The organism is Paramagnetospirillum magnetotacticum MS-1, from assembly GCF_000829825.1.
Taxonomy (GTDB): domain Bacteria; phylum Pseudomonadota; class Alphaproteobacteria; order Rhodospirillales; family Magnetospirillaceae; genus Phaeospirillum; species Phaeospirillum magnetotacticum.
Window position 1 is genome coordinate 486,628 of the sequence record NZ_JXSL01000020.1, and the last position, 16,454, is coordinate 503,081.

Genomic DNA, 16,454 nt, shown 5'->3' on the forward strand with positions numbered 1-16,454 from the left:
GCGGTCAGCGGAAATAGGCGGGTTCCGCCCCGGTGATCTCGCCCATATGGGCCAGGATATAGCGCATCAACTTGGTGGTGGGGGCGAACTCGCCGCGCACGATGCCGCCTTCAGCCCCTTTGACGGTGATGATGGCCTCGACAGTGTCATCCAGGGAGTGAAGATCCGACAGGGTCAGGCGGATGCGGTCCCCGGCCTTGCGGCCTGTTCCCTGGAAGCTGACCCCGGAAATGGAGATATTCACCACCGGAAAGACCTTGCCATCGATCAGGACGGCAAGACCGTCACCCATCTTGCGGACATGCTTCCGCCGCTCCTTTGACTGCGCCACCGGGTACCTCCAGACTCTTGGTCAGGAGGACCATATAGCCGAATGGCGTAAACGGCGTTTGCGGCCCATGTAAACGGGTGTCGGGAGTTACTGCGCGGCGCGCGGCGCGTTGGCGAAGGTCTTGCGGACGAAGGCGCCGATCTCTCCAAGGCTGGTATCCTGGCCGATTCCCGCCGCCTTGGCGCGTTCCACATATTTGGACACGTATTCCAGATTGCCGGGAATGCCGAAGGAACGCTTGAACATTTCCTCACCCATCAGATCGTAGATGACCAGGGTCATCACGGCCAACTGGTCCATGCGCAGCCCCAACTCGCCCACCAGCATCTTGGCGGATAGGCCGCCGACCTCGGCCAGCAGGCCGGTGATGCGCACCGTCTGCTCGGCATTGGGCAATTCCGCCCGGACGGCCGGGTCGAGCAGGGTCATGGTGAAGGCGGCCGAGCGCAGGCGCTTGCCATCGGGGGTCAGAATCTCGGAAATCCGCGCGCGGCGGTCGGCATTGGCGGCTGGGGCCGCCGTGCCCGCGGCCTTGACCTCGTGTACCGGCGCCGGGACCTGGCCGCCCGAGATGGCGGCAGCGGGCTTGGGCTTGTCCGCCGCCTTGGCCGCGGCAGGCGGTCCCAGGAAGGCGGGGATGGTTTCGGGCAAGGTGGAAGGCGTGGGCAATTCCGCCGGATTTTCCTTCAGGCGGCGGATATCTTCCGGGACCTTGTAATCGAGAATCCGCTTTCCCAGGCGCTTTACCAGGGCGGGCGACAAGGTTGAATATTCAGGTACGAGAGCAACCTGCCAGTCATGGACCAGATGCTCCTGCATGGCGTCATAGAGCACCTCGCCTCGGCTGCGCTTGGCGGGGGTCTTGGCCGGAGACATGGACAACAGCCGCATCAGCTTGCCCATCAACCCCTTGTTGGACTTGCCAGAGGGGCGCTCGCCGCCTTTGAGCGGGCGGGCATCGCCGTCCAGACGGCTGCGGAAGTGGCGCTTGGCACAGGTCCGCACCACCATGGCGACAACATCGTCCAGGGATCGGCCGCAGGCCAGCAAGGCGTCGGCCTGTTCCACCGGCACATCATGCTCGTCCACCAGCAATTGGCGGAAGCGGTCGGGATTGGCGCGAAACGCCTTGAAGCAGGTGTCCAGCAGATCGGGGTCGTCAAGGACGCATTGCAAGACGCCGCGCCGGGGCAGCTTCTTCAGTTCGGGAACCAATTGCGCCATGACGTCCGCAACCTGACCCTCGAGGGTCAGGTTGATCTGACGGACGATCCGGGCTTGGGCCTCGGATGGTGGGCGTGGCATGGTCGCTTCCGATCGAAACTCTACATTCCCGAAAGGTAAGCCGAACGGGCAAAATTCCCAAGTGTCGAGATGTCAGACCCTAGTCGCGTCTGGCGCGGTGCCCAAAGCGGGCAAACACGCCGCGCATGAAAATGGCGCATTCGATAACCTCGGAGGTCGGCCCGATTCCGCGTAGCCTGGCGCGTTCGACAATGCGTCCCACCAGTTCGGGGTCGGCACGCGGGCCAAACAATCGTCCGAAAACCGTGCTGCCGATGGAATCGTGGGCGACCATCAGCATGACTGCCAGCTGGTCTTTGCGCAGCCCCAGCCCATCGACCAGGGCGGCGGCTGGCTGACCTCCGACGCCGCGCAGAACGTCGCCGATGCGCACGATTTGGTCCGCATTGGGCAGAACGGCGCGAACCTCCGGGTCAAGCAGCGTCTGGGTGAAGGCCTCGGCCCGCAGCCGTTGATGATCGGGGGTCAGCACATCGTCCAGTTTGGCGGTGCTGTGATGCGCCACCGGGGCGACCGGAGCCAGCGGTGCCTTTGCCAAAGGCGCGAAAGGCGACACGAAGGGAACCGCGAAGGTGGTCGGACTGGCCGCCACGGGCGGCGAGACATCGTCGGAAATGGGTTGGACGGGCGCATCCGGATCAGCGATCAGCCGGGCCAGGGTATCGGCCTCGCGGCAGTCCAGAATCTTGGCGCCCACCCGGCGAACCAGGGTGGGGTCCATCTCGGAATAGGCTGGGACCAGGGGAACCTGCCATTCGTGCAGGAGATAGGCCTTGATGGCGTCGTAAAGCTCATCGGCCGGGCTGCGGGCTGCGGCGTGGGCGCGCGTCTCCACGGCCTCTGCCCGGGTTTCCGTTTCGACGCGGATGGCGGCCGGGGCCAGCTTGCGGCGGAAATAGCGCTTCGCGGCGGTGCGCACCACCATGGCGATGACCTCGGCCAAGGTACGGCCGCAGGACAGGGGCACATTGTCCTCGGATACCGGGCGGCGGCGCTCATCCACCAGCACATAGCGGAAGCGGGGACGCTCCTTGCGAAAGATCTGGAAACACCGGGAAAGCAGGTTCAGGTCGTCCAACGTCCGGTCATAGGCCTGCTCACGCGGCAAAGCCTTCAGTTCCGGCAGGAACTGACCGAGAATATCGACAACCGGGCCCTGAAGCGTCCCGTTGATCCTGAAGACCGCTGTCGCGGTATCCGTCATGGCGTCAACCCTAACTCCCATCGCGTCCTTCATCCCCGAGCGGGAATTTTAGCATGCGATGATATGCCTATCACCAAAATTGATGCGAGCCCGACCGCATCATCATCATAATACCCCCAATCGGTATAGGCTAATGTGAAGATGCTCACATAACGACCGGGAAAAAGCATAGGGCTTCCACCCGATCACTGGATAGGAAGTCCAAGCGCTCCCTCATTCGATCGGATTTATAAGCGACTCCCGTTAGGTGGAGTTGCCTAATCTATAGGTATGGAGGGCAGTGGTAACCGGCGGGAGACAGGGTGAAGATCTCGCATCCGGTGGCGGTGACGCCGATGGAATGTTCGAACTGCGCCGACAGGGATTTATCCTTGGTGACCGCCGTCCAGCCATCGGCCAGGATCTTGGTTTCATAGCGGCCAGCATTGATCATGGGCTCGATGGTGAAGAACATCCCCTCTGCCAGAACGCCGCCTTCGCCCTTATTGCCGTAATGCATGACGTTGGGCGGCTCGTGGAAGATGCGTCCAAGGCCATGGCCGCAGAAGTCGCGCACCACGGAAAAGCGGTGCTTCTCGGCGAAGCTTTGGATGGCATGGCCGATATCGCCCAGGGTGGCGCCGGGCTTGACCACCTCGATGCCGCGCATCAGCGACTCGTAGGTGACCTCCACCAGTTTACGGGCCTTCACGCCGACCTTGCCCACATAGTACATGCGCGAGGAATCACCGTGCCAGCCATCGACGATGGGGGTTACGTCGATATTGACGATATCGCCGTCTTCCAGGCGTTTTTCACCGGGAATGCCGTGGCAGACCACATGATTGACCGAGGTGCAGATGGATTTGGGAAAGCCCCGGTAATTCATGGGCGCGTTGACGGCGCCGCGCGTGGTGATGAATTCGGCGCACAGACGATCGATTTCGGCGGTGGTGACTCCGGGAACCACATAGGGTGCAATGAAGTCCAGGGTCTGGGCGGCCAGAAGGCCAGCCTTGCGCATGGCTTCGAAATCGGCCGGGCCGTGGCGGCGGATGCGGGAGAACTCCCTGTCTTCGTGTTCCATCGGTCGTTCAAATCCGCTCAGTCAAATCCATGAGTAAGGGTGCGCCCAGGTCGATGCCGCCGGGCGTCAGACGGCAGGTATAACAGATAGCCTCGACGCCGTCCCGTGTCGCCTGGGCCAGGGCGCGGGCATAAACCGGGTCGATATCGGCGGCGGGGCGAAAGCCGCCACAGTCTTCGCGCTGGACCAGATAGAGCATCACGGCGCGCTCGCCCGCTTTGACCCGATCGGTGAGTTCGGCCAGATGCTTGGTGCCCCGCGTGGTGACCGCGTCGGGAAACTCGGCCCAGCCGCCGCGCTTGAGATGGACGTTCTTGACCTCCACCCAGCATTTGGGGCGCGCCGCGGCTTCCAGCAACAGGTCGATGCGGGAATTGACGCCATATTTCACCTCGCGCCGGATGGAGTCATAGCCGGTCAACTCGGCGATGAGTCCGGCCGCCACGCTTTCGGCCACGATGGCATTGGGGTGCGCGGTGTTGACGCCCACCAGATGGCCATCCACGGTGACCATTTCCCAGTTCCACTTCAACTTGCGCTCCGGGTTGGAGGCGGGCGACAGCCAGACCTCCATACCGGGTTCCGCGGTGCCCAGCATGGCTCCCGAATTGGCCAGATGGGTGGTGACCTCGGTGCCGTCCTCCAGCCGTACATCGGCCAGGAAGCGCTTATAGCGCTTGATGAGCGTGGCGCGGATCAGAGGGTCGGGAAAACGCATCACTGGGTCTCGGGACTCATGCGGCTGGAAAAGGCGTTGAGACCGGGGATTGCGCAGCCCTGGGGGGCCGGGGCGGGCTGGCAGGGATGGGGCGCCCAGCCGGTCATGGTCAGCACCTGGAAGGTGGCGGGCATGCGTCCCTCGGGCCCGGCAAAACGCTCCTGATAAAGGGAGACAGCGTGCAGCAGCGTGGCGCGCCGGGTCAGGCCCTTGCGCTGCCCGGCCACGGCATTGGTCTCGCCCATGCCGCGCAGATCGGCCATCAGCCGCATGGGATCGGCATAGCTGACCGGCACGCAATCGGCATCGGCCACCGGCAGGGCGAACCCGGCCCGCTGGAGCAGGGCGCCCAGATCCTTGACGTCGGCGAAGGGGGCGACCCGTGGGCTTGCGCCTCCTTCCTCGGCCAGTTCCGCATCATTGAGGCACTGGCGCAGTTCGGCCAGGGTTCCGGCGCCCAGCAAGGCGGCGATGAACAATCCGTCGGGCTTCAAGACTCTGCGGATCTGAAGAAGCGTGCCCGGCAGGTCGTTGACCCAGTGCAGCGACAGGCACGACACCGCCAGATCGAAGCTGTGCGCGGCGAAGGGCAGCCATTCCTCGTCGGCGGCCACGGTGGGGTGGCCGTTGGCCGCCGCCTTGGCCGCGATGGCGGGCGACAGGTCGCACTGCACCAGGGTCTCGATGCCGCCCCGGCCTTTGAGTGTGTCGGCCAGTTCGCCGGTATGGCAGCCAAGATCCAGCGCCATGGGGAAACGCCGTTTGACGTCGTCCAGGCGGTCGGCCAGGCGCTCGGCCACTTCGCGCACCAGAAAGTCATGGGCGACGAAATTATCGGCGGCGCGGTCGCGGTGCTTGCGCACCAGGCTACGGTCGAAGATTCTCATATCCGGCTGTATGGCATGTTCGTGACGTTTCTGGGAGGGGGGGAAGATGCCGGTCAGGATTGCACGTCTGGTGATCGACGCGCTGTTGCCGCCGCTCTGCCTGTCCTGTCAGGCCGAGGTGGCCGAACCCGGCAGCCTGTGCCCCGCCTGCTGGTCGGGCATGGTCTTTCTGGGCGAACCGTCCTGCGCCTGTTGCGGTTTGCCCTTCGAATTCGATCCCGGCGACGGAGTGATCTGCGGCGAATGCGCCAGGGTGAAGCCGCGTTATGCGCGGGCCCGGGCGGTGTTCCGCTATGACGATTCCTCCAAGGCGCTGGTCCTGCGCTTCAAGCATGGCGACCGGCTGGAAGGGGTGGGGGCCTTCGCCCGCTGGATGGCGCGGGCCGGAGGCGTCATCCTGGCCCAGGCCGATCTGCTGGTGCCGGTGCCCTTGCACCGCTGGCGTCTTTTGTCGCGGCGCTATAATCAGGCCGCCCTGCTGGCCGTGGCCATCGGCAAGTTGACCCAGGTGGCGGTGGAGCCGGGGATGCTGACCCGGACCCGCCGCACGCCGCCCCAGGGCCATCTCGGCCACGATGCCCGCGCCCGCAACGTGGCCGGTGCCTTCAGGGTCGATGATCGTCTGCGCCCCCGTCTGGATGGACGCCGCGTGGTGCTGATCGACGACGTCATGACCAGCGGCGCCACGGTGGGCGAATGTGCCCGCGTGCTGCTCAAGGCCGGTGCTGTTTGCGTGGACGTTCTTACCCTGGGACGGGTGGTGCGGGAAGGTTAGCTGCGCTATATATGGACACGAATTGAACCTGGAGCCCTCCCATGGCCGAGATCGAGATCTACACCACCGACGTCTGCCCCTATTGCGTCAAGGCCAAGAAGCTGTTCGCCAAGAAGGGTGTGGACTACACCGAGATCAACGTCTCGACCGATGACGGCCTGCGCCAGTACATGACCAACCGGGCCGGTGGGCGCCGCTCGGTGCCGCAGATTTTCATCGATGGGGTGCATGTGGGCGGCTGTGACGATCTTTACGCGCTCGACAAGGACGGCAAGCTTGATCCCATGCTGGCCGGTGCGCGGTGAGGGCGTTCAAGGCGGCCTGCCTGCAGGTCAACGCCTCCAATGACCTGATGGCCAATTGCGAGGCCGCCGCCGCCTTTGCCGTGGAGGCCCGCGCCGCCGGTGCCGACCTGATCCTGATGCCCGAGAACGTGGCCATGATGGAATGGGGACGCTCCAATATCGTGCTGAAGGCCCAGCCGGAAGACGAGCATCAGGCGCTGAAATTCTTCCGCGATCTGGCGCGCGAGATCGGTGCCTGGCTGCATATCGGCAGCCTGCATGTGCTGCTCGAAGGCGGCATGGTCGCCAACCGCACCTATGTGCTGCGTCCCGATGGCGAGATCGCGGCCCGCTATTCCAAGATCCATATGTTCGACGTGGATCTGGGCCTGGGTGAGGTCTACAAGGAATCCGCCACCTTCCAGCCCGGCGACGACGCGGTTTGCGTCGATCTGCCTTGGGGGCGGTTGGGGCTGTCCATCTGCTACGATCTGCGCTTTCCCCACCTCTACCGGGCGTTGGCCCATGCGGGTTCGTCCTTCATGGCGGTTCCTGCTGCTTTTACGCGGACCACCGGCAAGGCCCATTGGCACGTTCTCCTGCGCGCTCGCGCCATCGAAACCGGCTGTTACGTCTTCGCCCCCGCCCAGTGCGGCGAGCATGTCAACGAGCGCCAGACCTATGGCCACGCCCTGATCGTCAGCCCCTGGGGCGAGGTGCTGGCCGACGCTCTGGAACGGCCCGGCTGGGTGATGGCCGATATCGACCCGGAAAAGGTCAAGGACGCGCGGCGCAAGATCCCCTGCCTCGACCACGACCGGCCGTTCGGGGTGCCCAAGCGCTAGGCGCCTTTTTCAACGAGAATTTTCACCACGAAGGCGCGAAGGCACGAAGGAGGGAGACGGTGTTTTCTCCTTGCCTTCGTGTTCCTTCCCCATCTTCGAGCCTTCGTGGTTGATTTTCAGGTCAGCGCGGCAAGATCTGTCCCATTGACCGCGCATATCCGCTGTACCACCTTGGCACGACCCATTGCGCCGTCTTCATAGGCCACCACCGTGAGCCCCTGGGTCAGTTCCAGCAGTTCGCCACGCTTCAAAAGGTGGTCGGGATTGGCCGGGCGGCCGAATTTCTCGTTGCCTAGCGCGAAGGTTTCGTAAAGCAGCACGCCGCCGGGATTCAACGAGCCGAGAATGGCGGGGAACAGCGGCCGCCACAGGTAATTGGTCACCACCACGGCGTCGAAATGGCGGCCCGCCAGCGGCCAGGCAGAGCCGTCCTCCAGATCGGCGGCGATCAACTCCGCCCCCTCGGCCAATTGGGCCTGGGCCACGTCGCGGTCCAGCGCGGTGACTTTGTGGCCGCGATCCAGGAATAGCCGCGAATGCCGCCCGCCGCCACAGGCCAAATCCAGAACCGTGCCGCCCTTCGGCACCAGGGGGGCGAAGCGGGTGATCCAGGCGGATGGGGCAATGCGGAAGGGGTCGGTTCCCATGGCTTTCTCTGTACGGTGAAACCCGTATCTGCTAGGAAGAATACGGATAAGGGAATTCAGCGGCCATGATCCTGTTCGAATTGCGCTGCTCTGGCGAGCATCATTTTGAAGCCTGGTTCAAGGACGGCGCCACCTATGACAGGCAGGCGGCGGCTGGCGAGATTTCCTGCCCCCAATGCGGCGATACCCATATCCAAAAGGCCCTCATGGCACCGCGTCTGGCCAAGGCGCGGGGCTCCGTCCTGGATGCCCAGGCGGCGGCCGGGGAATTGCGCAAGATGCTGGTGGACCTGAAGCACAAGGTTCAGGCCAGTTGCGACTATGTGGGGGAACGGTTCCCCGACGAGGCCCGCAAGATTCACTACGGCGATGCCGAGGCCCGGCCCATCTATGGCGAGGCCACCCCCGCCGATGCCGCCGAGTTGGAAGAAGAGGGCGTGGCCGTCGCCCGCATTCCCTGGGTGGCCGAGGGGAATTAGCCTTTTCATCGCAGGGACGGAAGGCTTATGCTGCGCCGCAGCAAATTCTTGCCCCCGGTGTTTTATGCCCATCTATTATCTGCGCAGGCTTTCGGGCGATCGGCGCACGTCTTCCGCCAACAAACATCTTGGTTATTCCCTGGCCTTCATCGCAGGCGCCATCAATGCCGGGGGCTTCCTGGCGGTCGAGCGCTATACCTCTCACATGACCGGGATTGTCTCCTCCCTGGCCGACAATCTGGTTACCAACGAGCTTGGCGCGGTGCTGGTCGGGTTGGGCTCGCTGACGGCCTTCATCGCCGGTTCGGCCTATTCGGCGATCCTGATCAGCTGGGGGCGTCATCACCGCATGCACAGCAAATACGCCTATCCCCTACTGTGGGAGGCGATGCTGCTGTTGTGCTTCGGGCTGATGGGCGGTTCGCTGGAACTGCATCAAAGCGCTTTCATCCCGGTTACCGTGATGCTGCTTTGCTTCATCATGGGCTTGCAGAACGCCATCATTTCCAAGATTTCCAACTCGGAAATCCGCACCACCCACATGACCGGCATCGTTACCGATATCGGCATCGAACTGGGCAAGGCCTTCTACATCAATTCCCAGAAGGAATCGGCGCATTACCAGCCGGTGCGGGCCAACCGGAGTCGGCTGGCCGTATTGTCCTGTCTGCTGCTTTCTTTCCTGGCGGGCGGCGTGGCGGGCGCATTGGGCTTCAAATATGTGGGCTACGCCTCGACCATTCCGCTGGCGGTGTTCCTGGTCTTTCTGGCCATCGTGCCGCTGGTCGACGACGCGCGCACCCGGTTCCGGGTGTTCACCCGCCAGCGGCTGCACTGATATATGTCCCTCAGGCGCCGGGCGGGTTTCTTGCGAAACCCTTGGCTCTCGCGCCATAAGGCGCGCGGCCCCTTGGGCCTAGCCGGGTCTTGATAAGCTCCGGCACTGATATATGCCCCTCAGGCGCCGGGCGGCCTTACCCCTTCACCCCGAACAGCATGTAATTGACGTCGAGATTGTCGGTCTCGCGCCAGGTGTCGCTTAAAGGGTTGAAGGCCATGCCCGCCATCTGGCGCACGGTGATTCCGTGATCGCGCAGCATGGCGGCGAATTCAGAGGGGCGCACGAATTTGTTCCAGTCGTGGGTGCCGCGCGGCAGCCAGCCCAGGACGTATTCGGCGCCCACCACCGCCAGGGCCCAGGCCTTGGCCGTGCGGTTGAGCGTCGCGCCCATGAAGACGCCGCCCGGCTTCAGATGGGCGGTGGCGTGGCCGAGGAAGGCGGAGACGTCGGGGACATGCTCCACCACTTCCATGGACAGCACCACGTCGAAGGCTTCGGCCGGATCCAGTCTTTCGGGCGTCGCCACCCGGTAGTCCACCATAACCCCGGTCTGTTCCGCGTGCAGGCGGGCCACGGCGACGTTCTTTTCACCCGCGTCGATGCCGGTGACGGCGAATCCCATGCGGGCCAGGGGCTCGGACAGCAAGCCGCCGCCGCTGCCCACATCCAGCAGGGAGAGGCCCTCGAAGGGGCGCATCAGGCTTTCGTCGCGGCCGAAATGGGCGGAGAAATGACGGCGCATGAAGGCCAGCCGCACGGGGTTGAAGCGGTGCAACGGCTTGAACTTGCCGGTCGGGTCCCACCAGGCCTCGGCCATGGCGGTGAACCGGGCGATTTCCTCGGGCGATGCCGTGCCCACTTGGTCCATGAAATTCCACTCCGCCGTCAACAATTCGTCAGGGGGCCGTGCTTGCGTCCCGCTGGGCGACAGAGTATGAATACGCGCCCTTCCGGCGGCAACCGCGTAAACGAGAGTTTTTCACGGGTCATCGGCAAGGGAGAATAAGGATCAGCCAGGGGCTGGGACAACAAGGGTTTTCTCATGGCTCGCATCGTAATGAAATTCGGCGGCACCTCGGTCGCCGACATCGAGCGCATCAAGAATGTCGCGAACCGCGTCAAGCGGGAGTTCGACGCCGGAAACGAGGTTGCCGTGGTGGTTTCCGCCATGTCGGGCGCCACCAATCAGCTGGTCGCCTGGTGCAATCAGGTGGCGCCGCTGCATGACGCCCGCGAATATGACGCGGTGGTGGCGACCGGCGAACAGGTGACCATCGGCCTTCTGGCCATCGCGCTGCAGGAACTGGGCGTCAACGCCCGGTCGTGGTGCGGCTGGCAGTTGCCCATTCGGACCGACGGCGTGCACGGCAAGGCGCGCATCATGTCCATCGAGACGGACGAGATGATCGCCCGCATGGGCAAGGGCGAAGTGGCGGTGGTGGCCGGTTTCCAGGGCCTGGGCCCCGACGGCCGGATTTCCACCCTGGGCCGCGGCGGCTCGGACACCTCGGCGGTGGCGCTGGCGGCGGCTTTGCATGCCGATCGCTGCGACATCTATACCGATGTGGACGGGGTCTATACCACGGACCCGCGTATCGTCAGCGTCGCCCGTAAGCTCGACAAGATCACCTATGAGGAGATGCTGGAACTGGCCTCGGTGGGGGCCAAGGTCCTGCAGACCCGCTCGGTGGAAATGGCCATGAAGCACCGCGTGCGCGTCCAGGTGCTTTCCAGCTTTGAAGACAAGCCCGGTACTCTCGTTTGCGATGAGGATGAGATCGTGGAAAAGGAATTGGTGAGCGGCATCGCCTATAGCCGCGACGAGGCGAAGATCACCCTGGTGCGCGTGGCCGACCGGCCGGGCGTGGCGGCCTCCATCTTCGGCCCTCTGGCCGATGCGGCTGTCAATGTGGACATGATCGTCCAGAACGTGTCCGAGGACGGCAAGTCCACGGACCTGACCTTCACCGTCGGCAATGCCGATCTGGAGCGGGCCAAGAAGGTTCTGGAAGACGCCAAGGCCAATCTCGGCTTCGAGAAGCTGCTGGCCGATCCCAATGTGGTCAAGGTCTCGGTCATCGGCGTGGGCATGCGTTCGCATGCCGGTATCGCTCAGAAGATGTTCCAGACCCTGGCGTCCGAGGGTATCAATATCCAGGTGATCTCCACCTCGGAAATCAAGATCAGCGTGCTGATCGAAGAGAAGTACACGGAACTGGCCCTGCGCGCGCTCCATACCGCCTATGGTCTGGACGCCGCGTAAGCAGGGCACTTGCCAGGGGGCCTGATGGATAAGGCGAGGCAGCGGCTCGAACATCTGTGGCGGCGCGGACGAGACTTTCTCGGCACCGAATACGCCATCATGGGCGGGGCGATGTCGTGGATTTCAGAGCGCAGGCTGGTCGCCGCCATCTCCAATGGCGGCGGTTTCGGCGTGCTGGCCTGCGGCTCCATGAGCCCCGGTCTGCTGCGCGAGGAAATCCGCGCCACCCAGGAACTGACGGCCAAGCCGTTCGGCGTCAATCTCATCACGCTCCATCCCGATCTCGACGCGCTGATCGATGTCTGCGCCGAGATGCAGGTGGGCCATATCGTGCTGGCCGGGGGCCTGCCTTCGGGCGCGGCCATCAAGCGGGCCAAGGATACCGGGGCCAAGGTGATCTGCTTTGCACCCGCCGTGGTGCTGGCCAAGAAGCTGCTGCGCTCGGGCGTCGACGCCCTGGTGATCGAGGGTGCCGAGGCGGGCGGTCATGTGGGGCCGGTGGCCACCAGCGTGTTGGCACAGGAGATCCTTCCCGTGGTCGATCAGGTGCCGGTCTTCGTGGCGGGCGGCATCGGGCGCGGCGAGGCCATCGTCTCCTATCTGGAAATGGGCGCCTCGGGCTGCCAGTTGGGCACCCGCTTCGTCTGCGCCACCGAATGCATCGCGCATCCCAATTTCAAGCAGGCCTTCATCCGCGCCGCCGCCCGCGACGCGCTGCCTTCGGTGCAGGTGGATCCGCAATTCCCGGTGATCCCCGTGCGGGCCTTGGGCAACAACGCCACCAAGCGTTTTATCCTGTTCCAGATGGAAGTGATATCCCGCTTCAAATCCGGCGAGATCGAACAGAAGGATGCCCAACTGGAGATCGAGCATTTCTGGGCGGGCGCTTTAAAGCGCGCCGTCATCGACGGTGACGTGGAAAACGGCTCGCTGATGGCTGGGCAAAGCGTCGGCATGGTGACGCGCGAGCAGGCTACCGCCGAGATCTTGCAGGAATTGCTGAATCAAGCCCTGGCCGCCCTGGCGGACCGCCACGGCCCCGTTCCGGTGCAAGTCTGATGCAGAGCGCGGGGATGACTTCGGTGTCGCGCCGCTTGCTGGGGCGTCTGCGCGACGTCATGGCGGGCAGCGGCTCGGCCCAGGATCGCCTGGACAAGGTGGTCAAGCTAATTGCCGCCGATATGGTGGCCGAGGTGTGCTCGTGCTATGTCATGCGCGCGGGCGAAGTGCTGGAACTGTTCTCCACCGAGGGCCTGAAGAAGGAATCGGTGCACCAGACCCGCTTGCGGGTCGGCGAAGGCCTGGTGGGCGATATCGCCGCCCATGCCCGGCCCCTGGCCCTGGCCGACGCTCAAATCCACCCCAATTTCGTCTTCCGTCCCGAGACCGGTGAAGAGATCTTCCACTCGCTGATGGGCGTGCCCATCATCCGCGGCTCGCGCGTGGTCGGCGTCCTGGTGGTGCAGAACCGCACCATGCGCCACTACACCGACGAGGAGATCGAGACCCTCGAGACCGTGGCCATGGTTCTGGCCGAGTTGCTGGTGTCGGGCGAATTGGTCAACCGCGCCGAACTGGTGCCGGTGGACGGTAACGCGCTGCTGCCGCTGCGCATGGAAGGCGTCAAGCTGAACGGCGGCGTCGGCGTCGGCGTGGCGGTGCTGCACCGGCCGCGCATCACCATCCAGCGTCTGGTGGCCGAGGACCCCGATGCCGAGCTGGAGCGCCTGAAGAAGGCGCTGACCGGCATCAAGCTGGCGCTGGAAGAACTGTTCTCGCGGCCCGAGATGCGCGACGGCGAGCACCGCGACGTGCTCGAGACCTACCGCATGTTCGCCGAGGACAAGGGCTGGCTGAACCGCATCAGCGAGGCCATCCGCACCGGCCTGACCGCCGAGGCGGCGGTGCAGAAGGTCCACGACGATACCCGCGCCCGCATGAACCAGATCACCGATCCGTATTTGCGCGAGCGCATGCACGATTTCGAGGATCTGGCCAATCGCCTGTTGCAGCATCTGGCGGGCGGCGACGATCAGCGGCCCGGCGCTGCCGACCTGCCCGAGGGCGCCATTCTCATCGGGCGCAATCTGGGCCCCATGGAGCTGTTCGACTACGACCCCAAGCGGTTGCGTGGTCTGGTGCTGGAAGAGGGCTCGGCGACGTCGCATGTGGCCATCGTGGCGCGCGCGCTGGACATTCCGGTGGTGGGCCGGGTCAAGGACGTACTCGACAAGATCGAGCCTCTGGACCCGGTGATCTGCGACGGTGACAACGGCCAGGTCTTTATCCGTCCGCCCGACGATATCCGCGAGACCTATATCGACGCCATCAGCCAGCGCCAGATGCGCCTGGCCGTCTACGCCCGGCTGCGCGAAATGCCCGCCGTCACCCGTCAAGGCGTGCGCATCGGAATTCACATGAATGCCGGTTTGCTGCTGGATTTGCAGCATCTGCATGATTCGGGCGCCGACGGCATCGGGCTTTACCGCACCGAATTGCCGTTCATGGCGCGCTCCAGTCTGCCCGACGTGGCGGCTCAGACCCTGCTTTACAAGAAGATCCTCGATCAGGCCGAGGGCAAGCCGGTGGTGTTCCGCACCCTGGATGTGGGCGGCGACAAGGTGCTGCCCTACTGGAATCCCTATGAGGAAGACAATCCGGCGCTGGGCTGGCGGTCCATCCGCATCACCCTGGACCGCCCGGCGGTAATGCGCTCGCAGTTGCGCGCCCTGCTGCGTGCCGCCCAGGGCCGCGAATTGTCGGTGATGTTCCCCATGATCGCCGAAGTGTCCGAATTCGTTCAGGCGCGCCATATCCTGGACAAGGAACTGGAACACGAGCGCCAGATCGGCAATCCGCTGCCGTCGAAGCTCAAGGTCGGCACCATGCTGGAAGTGCCCGCCCTGGCCCTTCAGCTTGATGCGTTGCTGCCCATGGTGGATTTCGTCTCCATCGGCTCCAACGACCTCACCCAGTTCCTGTTCGCCGTCGATCGCGGAAATCCGCGCATCGCCGAGCGCTATGATTCCCTGGCGCCCGCCATGATCCGCTTCATGCGCTATGTCTCGGTGAAATGCGCCCAGTACAAGGTGTCGCTGTCGGTCTGCGGCGAAATGGCCGGCCGCCCGCTGGAGGCCATGGCGCTGATCGGCGCGGGTATCCGACATCTTTCCCTGTCGGCTCCCAATATCGGGCCGGTGAAGACCATGGTCCGCAGTCTCGATATCGCGGCGCTGGAAGCCTATCTGAACTCGCTTCTCAAATCGCCCGATCACAGCCTCAGGAACAAGCTCAAGACCTTCGCGCTCGATCACGGCGTCGTGCTGTGATCCGCCTGGATAGGTTGCCAGCCCGCTGAGGGATTTGTTAAACAAGGTCGCCACACGCATTGCGAAAAGGCTTGTCCGCCGTGGATAGCACAGCAAACGATCCCCAGACCGAGACCCCCGCCGAGGCTCCCGTCGCCGAGGCTTCCGAGCAGGCCGTCACGCCCGAAGCGGCGCCCGAGCCCGCCCCCGCTCCCCAGGCGGCGGCTGAGCCCGGGCCCCAGCCTGTCTCCGAGCCGGTTGCCGAGCCTCAGCCTCTCGCAGAGATTGCCGCTGCCGCACCCTTGGCGGTGAGTGCCGGGGTCGGCGCCACCTTGCGGTCGGCGCGCGACGGCATGGGCAAGACCCTGCCCGAATGCGCCAAGTTGCTGCGCATCCGCCAGATCTATCTGGAAGCCCTGGAAGAGGGGCGGCACCGTGACCTGCCGGGCGGGACCTACGCCGCCGGTTTCCTGCGCAGCTATGCCGAATATCTCGGCCTGGACAGCGAGGAAATGGTGCGTCGTTTCCGCGAGGAAGGGGCGGGCGGTTTCAAGAACCGCACCGAACTGACTTTCCCCTCGCCGGTTTCCGAAGGCCGCATTCCCGGCGGCGCCGTGATCTTCCTGGGGCTGATCCTGGCGGCGGTGGCCTATGGCGGCTGGTATATGCTGTCTTCGTCCGAGACCAAGGTCACCGAGATGGTTCCGCCCTTGCCCGATCGTCTGGCCGGGGTCCTCAACCGTCAGGCCAGCCTGACCGGCGAGGCCAAGACGGCGGCCGAGGCGTCCAAGCCGGGCGAGGAGGCCGTGAAGGCCAAGGAGGACGTGGTTCCTCCGACCGAGGCGGAGGAGGACAAGCCCGCCGCCGTCAATCCGGCCCCTGCCGCGCCCGAACCGGTCAAGGCCGAGCCGCCTAAGGTCGAGGCTCCCAAGCCCGAACCGGTCAAGGCCGAGCCGCCCAAGGTCGAGGCTCCCAAGCCCGAGCCGGTCAAGGCCGAGCCTCCCAAGGTCGAGGCTCCCAAGCCCGAGCCGGTCAAGGCCGAGCCGCCCAAGGTCGAGGCTCCCAAGCCCGAGCCGGTCAAGGCCGAACCACCGAAGGTCGAGGCTCCCAAGCCCGAACCGGTCAAGGCCGAACTGCCCGCCACCTCCATGGCCGATGGCAAGGTTTACGGCACCGAATATGCCGATGCCCGTGTGGTGCTGAAGGCGACAGGCGACGATTGCTGGATCCAGGTGCGCGAGGTGGACGGCTCCTTGTTGATGAGCCGCCTGCTGCGCCGAGGCGACAGTTTCCGGGTTCCCAACCGCTCGGGCCTCAACCTCATGGTGGGCAATGCCGGTTCGCTGGAGGTCAGCGTGGACGGCCGCAAGGTTCCCGCCCTGGGCGCGGCGGGGCAGGTGCGGCGTGATATCCGCCTCGATCCCGACAAACTGGCGACCGGGGGCTGATACCCACAAACAGGTTGTCGCTTTCGGAGCTTGGCCCGAATGCGCTATAACGC

At 64.5% G+C, this 16,454-nt stretch carries 17 protein-coding genes; 9 read left to right on the forward strand and 8 right to left on the reverse strand.

What is annotated here, in order from left to right; genetic code table 11:
- Nucleotides 1-4 precede the first annotated feature (4 nt).
- The 6 genes from CCC_RS04790 to CCC_RS04815 form a co-directional block, all read right to left on the reverse strand.
- A complete protein-coding gene (locus tag CCC_RS04790; protein ID WP_009870104.1) occupies nt 5-331 on the reverse strand; it encodes a hypothetical protein in 327 nt (108 codons plus the stop codon).
- 87 nt (nt 332-418) lie between these two features.
- Nucleotides 419-1,636, reverse strand: coding sequence for a hypothetical protein (locus CCC_RS04795; RefSeq protein WP_009870103.1), 1,218 nt, complete (start codon nt 1,634-1,636; stop codon nt 419-421).
- Nucleotides 1,637-1,715: 79 nt separating this feature from the next.
- A complete protein-coding gene (locus CCC_RS04800; protein ID WP_009870102.1) occupies nt 1,716-2,840 on the reverse strand; it encodes a hypothetical protein in 1,125 nt (374 codons plus the stop codon).
- A gap of 262 nt (nt 2,841-3,102) precedes the next feature.
- The gene (map, locus tag CCC_RS04805; RefSeq protein WP_009870101.1) at nt 3,103-3,906 is read right to left on the reverse strand and encodes a type I methionyl aminopeptidase; all 804 of its coding nucleotides are present in this window, start codon (nt 3,904-3,906) and stop codon (nt 3,103-3,105) included.
- 7 nt (nt 3,907-3,913) lie between these two features.
- Entirely contained in the window at nt 3,914-4,624 is a 711-nt protein-coding gene (gene sfsA, locus CCC_RS04810) for a DNA/RNA nuclease SfsA (RefSeq protein ID WP_009870100.1), read from the reverse strand.
- Nucleotides 4,624-5,511, reverse strand: a complete 888-nt coding sequence (locus CCC_RS04815) for a methyltransferase domain-containing protein (protein WP_041039961.1) — start codon at nt 5,509-5,511, stop codon at nt 4,624-4,626. The genes sfsA and CCC_RS04815 overlap by 1 nt, the downstream gene beginning before the upstream one ends.
- A 46-nt stretch (nt 5,512-5,557) precedes the next feature.
- On the opposite strand from CCC_RS04815, the gene CCC_RS04820 reads away from it, so the two are divergent.
- Genes CCC_RS04820 through CCC_RS04830 form a run of 3 tightly spaced genes read left to right on the forward strand, consistent with a single transcriptional unit; the run spans nt 5,558 to nt 7,415 of the window.
- The gene (locus tag CCC_RS04820) at nt 5,558-6,286 is read left to right on the forward strand and encodes a ComF family protein (RefSeq protein ID WP_041039963.1); all 729 of its coding nucleotides are present in this window, start codon (nt 5,558-5,560) and stop codon (nt 6,284-6,286) included.
- Between the two features lie 41 nt (nt 6,287-6,327).
- Nucleotides 6,328-6,591 (forward strand): glutaredoxin 3, encoded by a 264-nt coding sequence (gene grxC, locus CCC_RS04825; RefSeq protein WP_009870097.1) that lies wholly within the window; start codon nt 6,328-6,330, stop codon nt 6,589-6,591.
- Nucleotides 6,588-7,415: a carbon-nitrogen hydrolase family protein gene (locus CCC_RS04830; RefSeq protein ID WP_009870096.1), complete on the forward strand. Its 828-nt coding sequence runs from the start codon at nt 6,588-6,590 to the stop codon at nt 7,413-7,415. Before grxC ends, CCC_RS04830 begins: the two co-directional genes overlap by 4 nt.
- Before the next feature lie 116 nt (nt 7,416-7,531).
- Here the strand turns inward: CCC_RS04830 and CCC_RS04835 are convergent, their stop codons facing one another.
- Nucleotides 7,532-8,062: a class I SAM-dependent methyltransferase gene (locus tag CCC_RS04835; RefSeq protein ID WP_009870095.1), complete on the reverse strand. Its 531-nt coding sequence runs from the start codon at nt 8,060-8,062 to the stop codon at nt 7,532-7,534.
- A 65-nt stretch (nt 8,063-8,127) separates the two neighbouring features.
- Here CCC_RS04835 and CCC_RS04840 point away from each other — a divergent pair, with 65 nt between their 5' ends.
- Both CCC_RS04840 and CCC_RS04845 read left to right on the forward strand, forming a co-directional pair.
- Nucleotides 8,128-8,541 (forward strand): DUF1178 family protein, encoded by a 414-nt coding sequence (locus CCC_RS04840; protein ID WP_009870094.1) that lies wholly within the window; start codon nt 8,128-8,130, stop codon nt 8,539-8,541.
- A 64-nt stretch (nt 8,542-8,605) separates the two neighbouring features.
- Nucleotides 8,606-9,379, forward strand: coding sequence for a YoaK family protein (locus CCC_RS04845; protein ID WP_009870093.1), 774 nt, complete (start codon nt 8,606-8,608; stop codon nt 9,377-9,379).
- 136 nt (nt 9,380-9,515) lie between these two features.
- On the opposite strand, the gene ubiG is transcribed toward CCC_RS04845, so the two are convergent.
- Nucleotides 9,516-10,250, reverse strand: coding sequence for a bifunctional 2-polyprenyl-6-hydroxyphenol methylase/3-demethylubiquinol 3-O-methyltransferase UbiG (ubiG, locus tag CCC_RS04850; protein WP_009870092.1), 735 nt, complete (start codon nt 10,248-10,250; stop codon nt 9,516-9,518).
- Between the two features lie 174 nt (nt 10,251-10,424).
- On the opposite strand from ubiG, the gene CCC_RS04855 reads away from it, so the two are divergent.
- From CCC_RS04855 to CCC_RS04870, 4 genes are all read left to right on the forward strand, one after another.
- The gene (locus CCC_RS04855; protein ID WP_041039965.1) at nt 10,425-11,645 is read left to right on the forward strand and encodes an aspartate kinase; all 1,221 of its coding nucleotides are present in this window, start codon (nt 10,425-10,427) and stop codon (nt 11,643-11,645) included.
- Nucleotides 11,646-11,669: 24 nt separating this feature from the next.
- Complete coding sequence (locus CCC_RS04860) at nt 11,670-12,704, forward strand: NAD(P)H-dependent flavin oxidoreductase (RefSeq protein ID WP_009870090.1); 1,035 nt, start codon at nt 11,670-11,672, stop codon at nt 12,702-12,704.
- Nucleotides 12,704-14,974 (forward strand): phosphoenolpyruvate--protein phosphotransferase, encoded by a 2,271-nt coding sequence (ptsP, locus tag CCC_RS04865; protein WP_009870089.1) that lies wholly within the window; start codon nt 12,704-12,706, stop codon nt 14,972-14,974. The genes CCC_RS04860 and ptsP overlap by 1 nt, the downstream gene beginning before the upstream one ends.
- A gap of 80 nt (nt 14,975-15,054) precedes the next feature.
- Complete coding sequence (locus CCC_RS04870; RefSeq protein ID WP_009870088.1) at nt 15,055-16,401, forward strand: helix-turn-helix domain-containing protein; 1,347 nt, start codon at nt 15,055-15,057, stop codon at nt 16,399-16,401.
- The last annotated feature ends 53 nt before the right edge of the window (nt 16,402-16,454 follow it).